At 60.8% G+C, this 15,038-nt stretch carries 14 protein-coding genes and 1 pseudogene; 4 read left to right on the top strand and 11 right to left on the bottom strand.

The window, feature by feature from the left end; all coding sequences use genetic code 11:
* A pseudogene (locus QTH86_RS22640) lies at positions 1 to 439 on the top strand (acetyl-CoA C-acetyltransferase); the annotation flags it as partial.
* 56 nt (positions 440 to 495) lie between these two features.
* Here the strand turns inward: QTH86_RS22640 and QTH86_RS22635 are convergent.
* The 5 genes from QTH86_RS22635 to QTH86_RS22620 all read right to left on the bottom strand — a co-directional run bounded on the left by QTH86_RS22635 (position 496) and on the right by QTH86_RS22620 (position 5,269).
* Positions 496 to 1,932 carry a tannase/feruloyl esterase family alpha/beta hydrolase gene (locus tag QTH86_RS22635; RefSeq protein ID WP_286648397.1) on the bottom strand — a complete coding sequence of 479 codons (1,437 nt, stop codon included), beginning with the start codon at positions 1,930 to 1,932 and terminating at the stop codon, positions 496 to 498.
* 407 nt (positions 1,933 to 2,339) lie between these two features.
* On the bottom strand, positions 2,340 to 2,597 hold the full coding sequence (locus QTH86_RS27075; protein ID WP_353505994.1) for a DAK2 domain-containing protein: 258 nt from the start codon (positions 2,595 to 2,597) through the stop codon (positions 2,340 to 2,342).
* A gap of 40 nt (positions 2,598 to 2,637) precedes the next feature.
* Positions 2,638 to 3,075 (bottom strand): dihydroxyacetone kinase subunit DhaK, encoded by a 438-nt coding sequence (locus tag QTH86_RS22630; protein WP_286648422.1) that lies wholly within the window; start codon positions 3,073 to 3,075, stop codon positions 2,638 to 2,640.
* Between the two features lie 518 nt (positions 3,076 to 3,593).
* Entirely contained in the window at positions 3,594 to 4,451 is an 858-nt protein-coding gene (locus QTH86_RS22625; protein ID WP_286648395.1) for an alpha/beta hydrolase, read from the bottom strand.
* Positions 4,452 to 4,672: 221 nt separating this feature from the next.
* Positions 4,673 to 5,269 carry a TetR/AcrR family transcriptional regulator gene (locus QTH86_RS22620; RefSeq protein ID WP_286648394.1) on the bottom strand — a complete coding sequence of 199 codons (597 nt, stop codon included), beginning with the start codon at positions 5,267 to 5,269 and terminating at the stop codon, positions 4,673 to 4,675.
* Between the two features lie 117 nt (positions 5,270 to 5,386).
* Here QTH86_RS22620 and QTH86_RS22615 point away from each other — a divergent pair, with 117 nt between their 5' ends.
* Complete coding sequence (locus QTH86_RS22615; protein WP_286648393.1) at positions 5,387 to 6,142, top strand: SDR family oxidoreductase; 756 nt, start codon at positions 5,387 to 5,389, stop codon at positions 6,140 to 6,142.
* Positions 6,143 to 6,271: 129 nt separating this feature from the next.
* On the opposite strand, the gene QTH86_RS22610 is transcribed toward QTH86_RS22615, so the two are convergent.
* Complete coding sequence (locus QTH86_RS22610; protein WP_286648392.1) at positions 6,272 to 6,871, bottom strand: TetR/AcrR family transcriptional regulator; 600 nt, start codon at positions 6,869 to 6,871, stop codon at positions 6,272 to 6,274.
* Between the two features lie 122 nt (positions 6,872 to 6,993).
* Here QTH86_RS22610 and QTH86_RS22605 point away from each other — a divergent pair, with 122 nt between their 5' ends.
* Both QTH86_RS22605 and QTH86_RS22600 read left to right on the top strand, forming a co-directional pair.
* Positions 6,994 to 8,319 (top strand): NtaA/DmoA family FMN-dependent monooxygenase, encoded by a 1,326-nt coding sequence (locus tag QTH86_RS22605; protein ID WP_286648391.1) that lies wholly within the window; start codon positions 6,994 to 6,996, stop codon positions 8,317 to 8,319.
* A 31-nt stretch (positions 8,320 to 8,350) separates the two neighbouring features.
* Entirely contained in the window at positions 8,351 to 9,091 is a 741-nt protein-coding gene (locus QTH86_RS22600; RefSeq protein WP_444814034.1) for an NADPH-dependent F420 reductase, read from the top strand.
* 219 nt (positions 9,092 to 9,310) lie between these two features.
* On the opposite strand, the gene QTH86_RS22595 is transcribed toward QTH86_RS22600, so the two are convergent.
* From QTH86_RS22595 to QTH86_RS22575, 5 genes are all read right to left on the bottom strand, one after another.
* Positions 9,311 to 10,270 (bottom strand): MBL fold metallo-hydrolase, encoded by a 960-nt coding sequence (locus QTH86_RS22595; protein WP_286648390.1) that lies wholly within the window; start codon positions 10,268 to 10,270, stop codon positions 9,311 to 9,313.
* A 211-nt stretch (positions 10,271 to 10,481) separates the two neighbouring features.
* Positions 10,482 to 11,999 (bottom strand): tannase/feruloyl esterase family alpha/beta hydrolase, encoded by a 1,518-nt coding sequence (locus tag QTH86_RS22590; RefSeq protein WP_286648389.1) that lies wholly within the window; start codon positions 11,997 to 11,999, stop codon positions 10,482 to 10,484.
* Positions 12,000 to 12,035: 36 nt separating this feature from the next.
* Positions 12,036 to 13,010 carry a Bug family tripartite tricarboxylate transporter substrate binding protein gene (locus tag QTH86_RS22585; protein ID WP_286648388.1) on the bottom strand — a complete coding sequence of 325 codons (975 nt, stop codon included), beginning with the start codon at positions 13,008 to 13,010 and terminating at the stop codon, positions 12,036 to 12,038.
* Between the two features lie 25 nt (positions 13,011 to 13,035).
* Positions 13,036 to 13,230, bottom strand: coding sequence for a DUF2783 domain-containing protein (locus tag QTH86_RS22580; protein WP_286648387.1), 195 nt, complete (start codon positions 13,228 to 13,230; stop codon positions 13,036 to 13,038).
* A 12-nt stretch (positions 13,231 to 13,242) separates the two neighbouring features.
* A complete protein-coding gene (locus tag QTH86_RS22575; protein WP_286648386.1) occupies positions 13,243 to 14,985 on the bottom strand; it encodes an FAD-dependent oxidoreductase in 1,743 nt (580 codons plus the stop codon).
* Positions 14,986 to 15,038 lie beyond the last annotated feature (53 nt).

Here is a 15,038-nt window from a genome sequence, read left to right as displayed (position 1 = left end):
GTCGATCAACGACGGTGCGGCGGCGCTGGTCCTGATGACCGAATCGCACGCCAAGAAGATCGGCGCGAAGCCGCTCGCGCGCATCGTCGGCCACGCCACGCACGCGCAGCAACCCGAGTGGTTCTCGACCGCACCGGTCGGCGCCGTGCAGAAGCTCTTCGCCAAGACCGGCTGGGGCGTGAAGGACGTCGACCTGTGGGAGGTGAACGAGGCCTTCGCCGTGGTGCCGATGGCGCTGATGAAGGAGATGGGCGTGGCGCACGACATCGTCAACGTGCATGGCGGCGCCTGCGCGCTGGGCCACCCGATCGGCGCCAGCGGCGCGCGCATCATGGTCACGCTTATGCATGCGCTGCAGTCGCGCGGCCAGAAGCGTGGCGTGGCCACGCTGTGCATCGGCGGCGGTGAGGGCACTGCGATGGGCTTGGAGCTCTACTAGCCTCCTCAAGCCGTGGCCAGAAGAAGCAGATTTCTCCTGCCTCTTCGGCCGAAGTACTACGAGGCCGCGCAGACGAAACTGGCTGCGGCGTTCGGGTCTCCTCCCACATAGCGAGGGAAGGCTGGATATCGGCACACCGGTCGGTTGACCGGCTTGGCGCCTTCAGGGACTGTCCATTGCGTCGCAGTAATGACGTTGCTCGAAGGCTTCGTGCCCCTCTCCAACCATTCAAACATCGGCCCGACCAAGTCGAGCTTGTCCGCACCTGCCCCACCTGAACAGTGCTGCACACCGGGCGAGGTGTAGTACTCGACGAACTCATCGGCGGCTGCTTGGCCTCCGTTCTTCTGAACGACGTTCGTATAGTAGCCAGTGGCGTTGTTGGCCGTGATCAACCAGTCTGTGAGGCCGGTCCACAGGATCAACTTTCCACCGCGGGCCTTGAAGCGGCTGAGGTCCGGATCGACCGCATCGATGATGGAGACGAGTTGGTCGAGTCGGCTGGTGTAGGCTGCTGGATCAAGTCGTAGCCAATCTACCGATGGATCCTGGGCGACCATGTACTTGATGTAGCCCTCACCCAAACTGTTCAGAAAAGGTAGATTTGCTGGGCCCCAGCCTACTGCCTCACCACCCGGCGGAAAGCCGGGCCATGTGTACCGCCCGTTCGCCACCGAAGTCGGCGCGTAAAACGCCTGCGCCGACCTCACTTGAGCAGGGGTCAAGCAAGCATCGGTTTCAGCGCCCGTGCACGCGAGTTCGACGGGGTCGAAACTACAGGCCTGGGGCCGACCGATAATGTTGTCTTTTAGGCCATCGAGAGCATCGCACTTTGCGAGCACTGCGTCCGAGATCGTCTGGACCTTCGCGGGGCTCAGGGCTGCATCGGGCTCGGCAAGCTGCTTCGCAAGTTGCTGGTAGTGGAGAAACTGCGGCGTGTAGGCGTTTGCCGGCGCGCGCGAGATCACGCCGTCGAAAAGGTCTGGATAGCGCTGCGCTTCAATCAAGCCTTGGCGGCCGCCCCCTGAACAGCCCTCGTACACGATCTTCGTGCTCGGAAACGCAGTGCCGTATCGCTCGCGCAGGATGGCCTTGGCAGGCGCCAGCACCCTGGGCACACCTCGGTTCCCATAGTCGGCCAACATGTCCTCATCAAGAGCGAACGAGGCACCAGGGCTGTTGTGCCCATGGTTGGTTGCAATCGTGGCGTAACCGAGCTTCGCAAGATTCGGGCTGCCAGAGGCGCTGACAGCTGGATCGCTGATCTGCGGGAGGTCGAGAAAGCCATCGAAGCCGCCACCTCCTCTGAAGACCGTGCGATGGTTCCACTCCGTCGGCATGCGAACATCGAAGTCCAGATCTTTCTGCATCTCGCCGCGCACGATGCAATGTTCCAGCGCGGCATCGGTTGCCGGCACGAGCTGCGCGCGTGTGACAGTTGCCCCTTCATACGTGCGGCCAAGAAACGCGTCGCACCGGCTCTTGGCCGTCACCGGAGGCGCAGTTTCCTGATGATCGCCTCCGCCGCCACCACAACCTGCAAGTGCAAGTACAACGAGCAGCGGCACTATGGGGGGCGGGATTGCACGACGGGTCCGCTCCAGAGGCGCCAGGGGACCAGATTCTGGGGTTTTAAAATCGCCAACTACATGTCTCATTTAATTCTCCTGGAAGGTAGACCCCCTCGCCATCCGGATGGGGCTCGGCGACCTTAGGCACCGTGTTCATAGGCGAATGTCCACCGAATGACATTCAAGGGTTAGACCTACCGGGCGCCGCTCCTGGCACGGTGTGCCGACGAGTCGTTTCACGTGATCAGGCGCGCTACTGAGCGGACGCTCTCCGGGGGGCGAAGCGGGATTAAAAAGTCGTACTTTTGAAACCTGCGTGTACTGACCGATCAGACAGCGTCCACCATGCGCTGCAAGGCGACTACGCCGAGGTCATCTAGGCCGATGGCCTTGTCGTCTAACATGCAGGCGCGGCCTATGGGGTTGGGCGTCTCGCGTAAGGCGTCGAGAGCATCGCGTGCGGCCCGACGTGCGACCGGGAGGAGCGCAGCATCCTGCGGCTTTGTCGCAAGCGCCTGTGCGATGGCCTGCAGCCCATCAAGCGCCGTCTCGTCCCCCAGCACAGCAGCGCCAGGCGCCACCAGCACTACACGACCCCGGCTAACGGATCTGCAAGCCTAGTGCGGCCTAGCGCGGCCTAGCGCGGCCTAGCGATGTCATACCGGCGCAGCGCTTCGCACCAGTCATCAGTGCAACGGTGAGCAACGTCCCTAAGCTGGAGCCCGATGCCTCGGCGGTCGCTTGCGCGCAACGCTTGAACACGCCTCCAACGTGCCGGGCATCTCGGGCAACGCCTGTTCGACCAGCGTGGCGCACTTGTCGAGCGTGACACCGAGATCGGCGTTTCCAAGGCTTGCCATCCAGTGCGTTGAGTCTGACATCGCGTCGTGCATGGCGGCACACCAGCGCGCTTGCGCGGCGGCGCTTGTCGCACTGCGCGGCCGTGGCTCTGGCCACGTCATCACACATGCGCACCGAAACCGTGGCCATGCCTTCGAGTTCGAGCATTTCAGCGGCCATGTCGAAGTTTATTCGGTCGCCGCCATAGTTTCCGTAAAGCTGCAGCTTGCTTGCACGACTGTCGACTGATCGAGCAACACCAAGCCATCTCGACGCGGGCGATGCAGCCCTGCCGGACGACTACCTCGAGGGCGATGCCCAGGCCGTGGATTGGGGTCTGTACGATTTGATGGTGGACGCGATCGGCACGAGTTCTTGACGGAAATCTATCGCGTCAACAGCTTGCATGTTCGCCTGATTCGATACGACGCGGATTCCATGCGCCCGGTTCAGGTTGTTCCCTCCATGCGCAAGTACCTGGAATTCCTTCGTGCGCTCGCCGATGGAAATGGCAAAGGTGCACTGGCGTAGATGATGACTCACATCGAACAGTCAATGCACCGGGAGCTTAGCGGGATGCTGTGTGCCGGGCAAGTTGCAGCTTCGTGAGTCAGCGGTTGGCATCCAGGCCGTTCCAGTTGACGGAGTGCTCGATCGCCCGCACTGCGCCAGAGGGTTCTCGAGCAGCGTGGACAACGCGGCGACGGATGCCGGTCGCCTCCCGAAAACAGCAGCCGATGGGGCTACAAGTTGGCGTCGCGGTTCGTTGCCTTGGCTGCTCCCCTGATCGGCTCTCCAAGACTCTGCCTGAACCAATTCACCACCCGATCAATGACAGGCGCCTGATACCAGTGGAGATCGCCGTGGCCCGCACCTTCGACCAGGATGTAGTCGACCTTGTTCTGCCCCGCTTTGAGGGCTTCGTAAAGGTGGGCGCTCTGCATCGGAGACACCAGCGTGTCGGCGGTGCCGTGCATGATCAGGAAAGGGGGCTTGCTGCCTTCGACATGTCCTAGCGGACTGGCTGCGAGCGCCTTTCCTGGATCACTGCCGATCGACGCTCCCACAAATGTCCCGAACGCCGGGCCGTTCAACAGCAGGGCTTCAGTCACGGCAGGGGATTGGTGGACTTTTTGAACTGCGTCGGGGAAGCCTTCCCCGATGCTGCGCAGGTCGGAGATCCCGTACAGCGTTACCGCCGCCTCCACATCCGAGGACTTGTCGAGAAAAGCGCCTTTATCAAAGGCCCGTTCGCCATTGGTCATGCCGAGCATCTGTGCGACATAGCCTCCGGCCGAATCCCCGATGACGCCGATCCGTGCCGGGTCGATGCCGTATTCGCCCGCGTGTTCGCGCAGATAGCGGACAGCCGCCTTTCCGTCCTCGACCAATGACGGGAACTTGTCCGGCACGACGCGGTACTCCGCTGCGGCGACGACGAAACCCGCCTGCGCCAATGCCACGCGCATCTCGGTGAACTTCTCGTAGTCGGCTGAAATGAAACGGCCGCCAGGAAAGTAGACGATAGCCGGCTTCAGGTCGTTCGTGCGGGGCACCAACACGGTCATCTTGAGCTGGCGGACCGCGCGAGCCGTTTTCACCTGCGAATATCACGCCACCGATGGTATCGATCTGGCCCGAACTCACTTCGACATGCATCGCCTGCGCACCGTTCGTGTAGCCAGGCAAGATTGTTTGCGCCGACACCAGGCCGCTCGTCGCCGTGCCCATCACCAGAACTCCGATCGCTACCGCCAATGAACGCTTCATCACCTCTGCGTTGTCTTCCAACATGGTCGCGCACGGTCTAGACACGTGCGGCTCACGACGAAACAGAGTTCACGGGCGCCCCAGCGCGTAGTCCCTGCATCACGAAATTGATGAGCCAAGCAAGTCTGGGTTCCCAGTCAGTGCTGAAATCGATCTGCCAGATGCCCGCGGTCGCCAGGAAAAAGTCGTCAGTCGTGATGCCTGCACGGAGAGTACCCGCTCGTTCATTCGCATCAAGCAGCAGTTGTGCCGCCGCGATAACGGGTGCGTAGCCACCGTTCCCCGGCCACTCTCGCACGCTCGAGACGGTTCGAATCGCGTCAGCCAAACCTGCTTTGGTCATCGCGTATTCGGCCAAACGATGCATCCAGCGCTCCAGGGCTTGATCAGGTGGGTACTTCGCAAGCAGCAGTTCGGCGAAGTGCACGACTTGACCCATCTCGTAGCGATAGACCTCCATCACCAGCGCTTCCCGAGTCGGAAAGTGGCGGTAAAGAGTTCCTTGGCCCACGCCAGCCTGCTTGGCGATGGCACTCAGCGGCACGTCGGCTGACCGCGCCAGTTCGACAAGGGCGACCTTCAGGATGCGTTCTCGGTTTTGTAGCGCGTCAGAACGTGCTGGACGATCCGTTTTCCTTGCTTGTGTCACTAGCCCTCTTCCCAATATGGTCAAACCGCGACAAACGGACAATTGTCCGTTAACGTCAGGGGTAAGTGGACAACCGTCCGCTTTTAAAGTTTAACAGTGAGCGAATCTTCAAAGCATATGAACACCTCTGGCAACACCATCCTCATCACCGGCGCCACTTCAGGCATCGGGCTTGGTCTGGCACTGCGCTTTCACGCAGCCGGCAACAAGGTCATCGTCGCAGGTCGACGCAAGGCCATGCTCCAGCAGATCACGAGCGATCATCCGGGCATTGAGTCCCTCGAGTTGGACGTCGCAGACGCGCACTCCATCGTGGCAGCGAGCGAGCAAATCGCCTCTCGCTTTCCGAACCTGAATGTCGTGATCAACAACGCAGGAGTCATGCTGCCTGAAAATGTTCGGGATGCTGGCTCCCTTGAGGTTGCAGAAGAGACCGTCACTGTCAACCTCCTGGGCACCATTCGCATGACGCATGCATTCTTGCCCCAACTCGCCAAGGTGGCCGACAGCTACATCATCAATGTCAGTTCGTCCCTGGCATTCGTCCCTTTCCCTTCCGCCATCACCTATGGCGCCACGAAGGCGGCTATTCATTCATTTACCGAAAGCCTGCGCTATCAGCTGGCCGGCACGTCTGTGCGCGTGATTGAGATTGTTCCGCCAGGCGTTCGTACGACATTGTTCGGCCAAGAAAATGACGACCAAGCCATGCCTTTGGAAGACTTCCTAGATGAATCGCTCTCACTCTTGCATGGCGCGCCGACGCCATCGGAGATCGTTGTTGAACGCGCCAAGTTCTTACGTTTTGCGGAGGCGAATGGCAACTATGGAGACATCTTCGCAATGTTGTCGGCAATCAAGGCCCCAGCCTAATCTGGAACACGCCAGTTGAACGGTGCCGGAGCACGAGGAGCGGCGCAGGGGCGCCGTCATTCCGGATCATGTGAACCCGCAGATGAGCAGCAAGCGCTCCCGGTGACCGTTAGCAATTGAGTAGGCCGATTAACGTGGGACAGACCCGCCTGCCTTTGGCTCTCTCCATCCGTCCCTCAGGACACCGCGAAGCACATCGGGCGTGTTTTCCGCTGCGGCCTTCGCGCCCCCCGCCCACGCTATCGCGAGAGCTCCAAGAAAGATGTCTCGCCCTGTCATCGTTCGCCGTGCGAATCCCTTGTCTTGCGCTACCTTCAGCAAGATCTCTGTCGTATCGATGACATCACGGCAGGCTGGCGTCAATGGCGAATCGACCTGGCAGGCCGCCTTCAAAGGCTCGGGAAGGCCATCGTAGGCTTGCATCCAGTCGCCAAGCGCTTCGATCCAAAGCTCAAGCGTGCGGCCCGCGTCGCACGCCTGGGCTTCAATCTCCAAACGACGTCGGTCTAGGCGTTCGTAATGAAGAGTTAGCAGTGCCGCCAGCAGCGAGTCTTTGTTCGGAAAGTGGCGATACAGCGTACCTGGCCCGACCCCAGCCAGCTTGGCGATGGCATCCATCGAGACGTCGATTCCGTCGGCTCCAAACGCTTGACTCGCCACTTCAAGGATACGCGCGCGGTTGTGTTGTGCGTCCCTTCGGGACACCTGTGCGGTCGACGATTGAACCATGTCTAGCCTTGACCCCTTGATACCGGAGAGATCCTCCGTATAATCCACAACTAAACGGAGACACCCTCCGAATTGTAACCTTTCAGCGCTTGAACACGCTGTCTCCAGCGTGGAGCACGACTATGGCCGCCAGACAAATGATCATCGGAATGCATCTGGGCAACGGCTATGGAAACTTGCCGGGCGCTTGGCGGGCCCCGTCGGTCGACCCCCAAAGCTACACGAGCTTCGACGCAAAGGTTCGACATGCGCAAGCGGCCGAGCGCGGGAAGCTTCAATTCCTCTTTCTGCCTGACGGTCCCACTCATGTTGGCGATCTCGCGAACGAGCCGCCGCACTTCAATCTGGATGTCATGGTCACGCTCGCGGCCGTCGCGCGAGAAACGAAGCGAATCGGCCTTGTCGCTACGGGATCGACCACGTTCAATGAGCCGTTCAACCTAGCGCGGCAGTTCAAGGCGCTGGATGTCATGAGTCATGGACGGACTGGTTGGAACGCCGTCACATCGAGCGGTGAGGACGTCGCGGCGAACTACGGCAGACGCCTGCCGTCCAGCGCGGATCGTTATGCGAGGGCACATGAGACGGTCCAGCTGGTGCAGACGCTTTGGGGCAGCTGGGGCAAGGATGCCTGGGTGCATGACCAGGCAAGCGGCCGATTCGCGAACGCAGAGCAGGTCGCTCCCGTCAATATGAGCGGCAAGTTCGTGGCCTCGCGTGGGCCCTTGTACATCCCTCCCTCCGAGCAGGGGCAACCCGTCCTCTTCCACGCCGGAGGCAGTCCGAATGCGCTTGAACTCGCCGGCCGCTTCGCCAGCGGCGTCATCGGTGCAGCTTTCACGATCGACGACGCACGTACGCAGCGCGCCGCATTTCGTGCATCGGCCGAGCGCGCAGGGCGCAACCCGGATGAGATCAAGTTCTTCGCCGGCCTGATGACGACGATCGCAAACAGTCGGCGTGAAGGCCTCGATCGCCGGATCACGCTGAGCGGACGAACATTTACACAGCGCGCGTCCTATCTCGGACAAATGCTCGGCCTGCGTCTCGATCCTGCACGGCTCGACGAGCCACTTTCGCCGGAGCAGCTGGCCGGAGCGCGGCCGTCACCGGGCGACCCGCGCTCGGTCCAGGCATTGAAGATCGCGCGCGAAGGCTGGACGCTCCGCGACGTGCTCGCGCACGGTGTGATCGATTACCACCCCGTCATCGTCGGACCGGCTGTCCATGCCGCTGACCACATGCAGGAATGGTTCGAGGCCGGAGCAGTCGACGGCTTCTGGGTGTCGCCTGACATCTACGAGGATGGCGTCGACGCCTTCGTCGAGGGCGTCGTGCCAATCCTTCAAGCGCGCGGGCTTTTTCATCGAGAGTACGACGGCGCCACGTTGCGTCATCACCTGGGCGCTCCCACCCAATACGGCATCGATCCGCGCCTCGCACTGTGAACTCAATCAACCATTATCCAAAGGAAACGACATGAAAATCGGCATCATCGGCGCAGGAAACATCGGCGGGACGATCGCACGAAAGCTGGCGGCGGCCGGGCATTCGATCAAGCTGGCCGGCTCGGGCGCACCGGACGAGATCCGCGACAAAGCGGCGAGGATCGGCGCTGTGCCGGTCACAGCGCAAGATGCAGTCAAGGACGTCGAGACGATCATGCTTTCGATACCGTTCGCGCAAATTCCCAAGGTCGGCGGCGTCTTTGCGGACGTACCGGCCAACGTGATCGTGATCGACACCTCCAACTACTATCCCTTCCGTGACGGGAACATCGCGCAGGTCGACGAAGGCAAGCCGGAAAGCGTCTGGTCGAGCGAGCAACTCGGTCGGCCCGTTGTCAAGACGTTCAATGCGCTGCTCGCCGAAACGCTCGCCAATGGCGGCACTGCAAAGGGTTCGGTCCACCGGATCGCGATCCCTGTCGCGGGCGATGATAAGCATGCCAAGGCGATCGCGAGCGAGCTGGTGAACGACACCGGATTCGACACGCTCGATGCGGGAGAGCTTGCAAATTCCTGGCGCCAGCAGCCGGGCACACCGGCCTACTGCACCGAACTGACGCTGTCTGACCTCCGCCATGCGCTGGCAGCAGCCGACAAGTCGCGTGCACCGGTTGACCGCGACGCATTGATCGAGAGCTTCATGGCGGAGAAGGCTCCTCTCAGCCACGAACAGATCGTTGCCCGCAATCGCAAGGTCACTGCACCGAGTTGACTCTGTTCAGTCTGATCGTGAGTGGCAGTATGTTGCCTCCCGATCGACGCAGATGCGCTGTCAAAAGACGGCCGCTGTTTCAAGCCCTTAAACAAGAAAACTCACAGGAAAATCGGAATCATCGGAACCAGCCTGATCGGCATCAATCTCGGTGGACAGATGACTTCTTGCAAGCTCGGCGGCCATCAAGGTGACTTGAGTCGGTTCAGTTTGTGGAAATCATCCTTCCAGGGTTCTCCACATTTCCACGTCGCGCTCAGCAGTCCAGATTCGCGGGTGGACGTGCTTGGTAGCCTCGTCGAAGCAGCGCGTCACGTCGAATGGCATGCAATGGTCAAAAATCACCCAATGACCATACTTTGGCTTGAGAGCGGCATAGGTTTCCTTGTAGACCGCGTTCAGGTCCTTGCCTGCATCAACGCCACGTTGGACGTTGGCATAGACGTCAGCAATGAACTCGCGCGTTTCAGTCAGTCCCTTTGTCACCTCTTCTGGCGTGGTGAGCGCCGCACCACGGCCGGGTACCAGAACATTTGGCTTCAGTGCCGCAACGTTCATTAGTGTGGTGGGCCAGTCGTTGAAGTAGGCGTCCCCCGCATAAGGGGTGGCCCCGAATTCGACCAAGTCGCCTGACAACAACGCACCTTCTCCGGGAAGCCATACGACGGTATCACCCTTGGTATGGCCGCGGCCGAGCTGCAGCAATTGCACTTCGAGCTTTCCAAACCACAAGGTCATCTTCCCGGTGAATGTCATGGTCGGCCATGTCAACCCCGGAGGGACCGTCTCGACATTGCTGAACAACCTTGGAAAGCGACCGATCTCGCTGGCCTTGTCCTGCTCGCCTCGTTCAACGATCAGTTCATACGTATCCTGGCTCGCGATGATCTGCTCAGGCTTGTAGGCACTCGCCCCCAGGACCCGTACCGCGTGATAGTGCGTGAGCACCACGTACTTGATAGGCTTGTCCGTCACTTCACGGATTCGGCGGATGACGTCGGCGGCCATCGCCGGCGTTGCCTGGGTATCAGCCACCAGGACAGCATCGTCGCCGATGATGATCCCGGAATTGGGGTCGCCTTCTGCCGTGTACGCCCACGCGTGCTCCGAAATCTGGCTGAACGTGACCTTCTTTTCTTCGAGGTCGGCTTGGCTAGCGAACTTTTTGGTTGGCGTCATCGAATGTCCTTTGAGTCGATCGAAGGGGGAGGAGGAAAAGCCCCTCACCCCGGAAAACAGGTTGCGTCTCGTGTTCCATTTAGAGCCGAGATCGGAGGTTGGAAAGCTTGAAGCGGCTCCGACCGAGTCATGCCGAGCGCGCTGACTTCAGCGCTTCCCCGGCTACGCATCGGTTAGCCGGCATCTGCGCCCAGTGCGAACGACCGACGCATCATGTTGCGCTGCACTGATAGCTGGTGGCACTGTTCAGATCGCCGACGCCGTTGTACTTCGGGTACGTCGAGAACTGACAAAGCGGACGTGTAAACAGCGTCTCGCCCAAAGCGCCGACCTTCGACGCTGTTGGCGTTCCGAGGTCAACGCCCTTCTCGACCCAAGCCATGGTGGGCGTTAGAAGATCGAAGGTGTCAGCGCCGGGCCCGCCTCCGCAATGGCTCACGCCCGAAGCGATGTACAGCCGCGCGTTGGCCTGCGCTGCCGTGCCTGCAGTGGAGACGACTGGCTCCCAGGTGCGCACGGTGTCCTTGTGCGACAGCAAAGAGTCATCGGAACCATGCCAAACCACGATCTTCTTGCCGGCCTTGAGGTAGTCGGAGAGACCGCTCACCGACGCACTGAAGTCGTAAGAGCCGTCGATCACTCCGGAAATGGTGGGGTAGTAGGCGTCCACACTGAAGCTGCTTGGCGCCCAGCTCGCGTCGTTGAGAACGATATTCCTCATGTGACCCACTCCCAACGAGGCGTAGGCAGGCCCCCATTGGCTCATGCTTCCGATCCCGAAGCCCGAATAGATCGTCCTGCCGTCAGCGAGCCGCAGGTCCGTCATGAGCGTCTTGACTGCAGATGCCTCCTCAGGCGTCAGCCCGACACTCGCTGGAACGTCGGTTGTGGGGTCGAACTGGCATGCCGACCAGTTGGAAACGATTCCGTCCTTCGCGCCGTCCAGCACATCGCACTTGGCCACCGCAGCGCTATTGATTGCCGTGAGTTTGGTCGGCGAAGGTACTGCGAGCGCAGAAGCCCGTGTCCACTGCTCAATCTGGCCGGTCAGATTTCGGGTCGGTGCCCCCGCAATGACGGCGTCGAACTCCGAGCCATATTTCGCCGCCGCGTTCAGCGCGCCTCGCCCGCCGTTCGAGCAGCCCTGATAGTAGGAATAGCTCGGCGTCTTTGCGTAGTACCTCTCAGCAATCGCCTTGCCGAACTTGGTCGCAACATTGATTGCCGTGTGGGCGTACAGCTGCACGACGGCTTGATTGTTGAGGAGGACGGCACCGCTGGGGTCACGGTGGCCACCATTGTTGGCCGTCAGGACCGCATGCTGCGCAAGGGCCACGTTCTTCGCCCCAACAGGAGGAATTGAGCCGTCGAATCCGCCCCCGCCTTGCTGGACAAAGCGGCGCTGCCAAACGTCGGGCAGGCGGACTTCGATATCGTGCTGCGTCCCAACTTGGGTGCCGTTCACCTTGCAATAAGCAGGCACCTCGGCTGTGGCGGCTACAGGCACCGCCCCGGTGACCTGAACATTCCCGACGGTTTGTCCAGCCAGTGAAGCGCAGCTGATGGATGGTGAGACGTCGGCCGTCGACGACTCCCCTCCTCCCCCTGAAGGCGCGTCGCTACCACCACCCCCACCACACCCGGCGAGCAGCGCCGCCGCAGCGATGAAACAGGCCCGGGAAATCCTTCCGGGTACGAGTACTGGATGTCCAGTCGGAAGCATCGTCATGTTTGTCTCCTATGTTTATTTTTGGTCAGAGCCGAGTCAATCGATCCTGATGGAGTTGGCCTTGATGACCTTGCCCCAACGTTCACGCTCCGCATCGACGTAGGCGGTCATCTGCTGCGGCGTGCCTGGCATCCCCTCCAACGCAAGCGTCTGGAATCGAGCCTTCACCTGCGTGGAGTTGAGGGCTTCCTGCAGCGCCTTGCTCAGCTTCGACACGACATCGGGCGAGGTACCTGCCGGTACCACCAACCCTTGCCATGCGTAAGCAGTGAAGTCCTTCACGCCCTGCTCGCTCAGCGTTGGAATTTCCGGCATCGTGGCCAATCTGCCGGGGCTGGCGACGCCCAGTGCACGAAGCTTTCCCGTCGTGATGTATTGCTGCACGCTGGCCGTATCGATGAAGGCAAATGGGATCTGACCTCCCATCAGGTCCTGTACGGCTGGAGCGGCGCCGCGATACGGCGCGTGCTGCAAGTTCAACCCCGTGCGCTCCCGGAAAAGTTCGGCCGTCAGGTGATGTGGACTTCCGACACCAGCCGAGCCATAGGTGACCGGTCCGTTTTCTTTGGCCCACGCCAGAAACTCGGCAAGATTCTTTGCCGGCACCTTCGGGCTGATTACCAACAACATGGGAAATCGCGCCAGCATCCCGACGGGACGGAAATCTTTCGCGGGGTCGTACGGCAACTTTGAAAACAACCAGGGGTTCACAGCCAGCGTCGCGAAATCGGCGGTCAACAGGAGGTGGCCAAACTCCTTCGAGTTCGCAACGTATCCAGCAGCGATGTTGGTTGCCGCACCCGGCTTGTTGTTGATGACGATGGCTTGACCAAGAGACTTACCCATGGCATCGCCGACGGTCCGTGCGAGAACGTCCGAACCGCCGCCTGCGGCGTAGCCAACGACCCATTCGATCGGCCGACTCTCCTGCGCGAACACGCTCGAGGGGATCGCGGCGGTGAGAAGTGCCGCCTGCAGCAAGCCGCGGCGAGAGATTCGTACTTGATTCATTTTGTCTCCTTGTGGTTTATCGAAATCATTCGGCCTGGCCGCGTGCGGCTCGAAGCGCCTCCCGCAAGATGTCGAGCGAGCCGATGTGGTTTGCGAGTAGCAGGACAAGCCGCGCGTTCAGGGCGTTGCTCTCCGGGGGTGACAGGTCGCCATGTGCGTCGATCAGCGCTTGGTAGAACTCGTCAGGTGCGGTCAGGTTCGGGGTGGTATTGAGCGGCATGGGGCGGAACCTTCAGTTCACGGCCAGCGCGCGGTGCAGCGCGGAGCCCAACCAATTCGTCTCTGAAAGATTGCCTCGTGCACATACGTGCTGATCAGGGCGCAATAAAACGACCGATCCTGGCTGCATCTCATAACGTTTGGCCAGCAGCCCTTCGGCATCGATCAGGTCTGCGGCGACACCGGCACTCCGCGCGACCGAGAGCACCTTAAGTTGACCCACCGCGCGAGCGGCCTCCTGAAATCGAGCCACGTCTGCGCTTTGGGTGTCATCCACACAGACGAGTGCGGTGAAGTCGGGCCCGAGTTCGCGCAAGAGCCAGGAATGCTCTCCGTCAAAGCGTCGTACCGGGGCATCGGTCGCTGGCGCGCCCGGGACCATCCGCTCAAACGAGCCATCCTGAACCGGTGTGTTGAGCGGCGATTCGGCGAGCGTGGTCGGGGTCGAGAGTCGTCCGCTATTGACCAGCGAACGGGCGAAGGTGTGCGTCCTGGCAAGATCGAGCACAGCATCGCGAAAGAGGCGGCTCACCTCACTTTTTGGGGTGATGAAATCAGTTGCTCGGGTTGAGTTGAGGATGTTCTCGTCCGCGGCGTACTCGCGCTCCATCGCGTACGTGTCCAACAGCGCATCGGGCGCGCGGTTCTGCATCACGGCCGCAAGCTTCCAGGCCAGGTTTTCAGCGTCCTGCACGCCAGAGTTCGCGCCACGAGCACCGAAGGGCGATACACCATGCGCAGCGTCACCCGCGAAGATCGTGCGCCCGACCCTGAACTTGTCCATGCGCAAACAGGCAAAGGTGTAGACGCTGGCCCACTCAAGCTCGAACTCCGCATCCTTCAACGAGGTGTGCGCCAGCATCTGCTTCACGCGCGGAATGATGTTTTCTGGTTTCTTCTCCTCGATCGGGTCAGCATCCCAGCCCAGTTGAAAGTCGATGCGCCAGACGCCATCGGGTTGCATGTGCAGCAATACGCTCTGGTTGCGGTGGAACGGTGGGTCAAACCAGAACCACCTTTCCGCGGGCTGCTCAAGCTTCATCTTCACATCGGCGATCAGAAATCGATCGCGAAAGACTTTTCCCTTGCTCTCCTCGCCAATCAGTTGGCGGACGGTCGACCTCGATCCGTCGCACGCCACAAGATGGTCTGCTGCCAGCTGGTAAGGGCCGTCGGGCGTATCAATGCTGAGCATGACGTGATCACCACGTTGCTCCACGCCAGACACCTTGTTCCGCCAGCGAAGGTCCACGAGTGGCAGCTGCGCTGCACGCTCGCACAGAAACCCCTCGACGTAGTACTGTTGGAGATTGATGAAGGCTGGCCTTTCATGGCCCTCCTCTGGCAAGAGATCGAACTGGTAAATCTGCTCGTCTCCGAAGAAAACGCGACCCAGGTTCCAGGACACGCCCTTGCCAACCATTTGATCGCCGCAGCCCAGTCGATCGAAAATCTCGAGGGTCCGCTTGGCGAAGCAAATAGCCCTCGAGCCAGCAGACAACCGGAAGTCGTCATCGAGCAAGGTGACCGGGACGCCGCGTTGCGCCAAATCGATCGCGAGACTGAGACCGACCGGCCCCGCGCCAACCACCACCACCGGCCTGCGCGCGGGAATTGAAAGGTCTTGATCTGGGGACCGCTTGAAGCGGAACTCCAGCGCCTGGTAGTCCGTCTCGACCCCAATGGCGACGGGAACTTCGGCCAGCTTGGTGCTCTGCCTCTGTGGTGCCATGCTGAAGGCGGGCGTTTGTCTCATTTGATCTGCTTTGGAGGTGACCGGCGGACGATACGTGCGCGCTAACCATGAGG

Origin of the sequence: Variovorax sp. J2L1-78 (assembly GCF_030317205.1) — a bacterium.
GTDB classification, from domain to species: domain Bacteria; phylum Pseudomonadota; class Gammaproteobacteria; order Burkholderiales; family Burkholderiaceae_C; genus Variovorax; species Variovorax arabinosiphilus.
The sequence above is the reverse complement of the archived record's forward strand: the minus strand, read 5'-3'. Positions and strand labels throughout refer to the sequence as shown.

Bases quoted from the DNA above. Each gene is read 5' to 3' on its own strand.
- QTH86_RS22590 (WP_286648389.1), bottom strand. From the start codon at position 11,999: ATGACGATGCTTCCGACTGGACATCCAGTACTCGTACCCGGAAGGATT.
- QTH86_RS22600 (WP_444814034.1), top strand. From the start codon at position 8,351: ATGAAAATCGGCATCATCGGCGCAGGAAACATCGGCGGGACGATCGCA.
- QTH86_RS22595 (WP_286648390.1), bottom strand. From the start codon at position 10,270: ATGACGCCAACCAAAAAGTTCGCTAGCCAAGCCGACCTCGAAGAAAAG.
- QTH86_RS22585 (WP_286648388.1), bottom strand. From the start codon at position 13,010: ATGAATCAAGTACGAATCTCTCGCCGCGGCTTGCTGCAGGCGGCACTT.
- QTH86_RS22605 (WP_286648391.1), top strand. From the start codon at position 6,994: ATGGCCGCCAGACAAATGATCATCGGAATGCATCTGGGCAACGGCTAT.
- QTH86_RS22575 (WP_286648386.1), bottom strand. From the start codon at position 14,985: ATGAGACAAACGCCCGCCTTCAGCATGGCACCACAGAGGCAGAGCACC.
- QTH86_RS22580 (WP_286648387.1), bottom strand. From the start codon at position 13,230: ATGCCGCTCAATACCACCCCGAACCTGACCGCACCTGACGAGTTCTAC.
- QTH86_RS22610 (WP_286648392.1), bottom strand. From the start codon at position 6,871: ATGGTTCAATCGTCGACCGCACAGGTGTCCCGAAGGGACGCACAACAC.
- QTH86_RS22615 (WP_286648393.1), top strand. From the start codon at position 5,387: ATGAACACCTCTGGCAACACCATCCTCATCACCGGCGCCACTTCAGGC.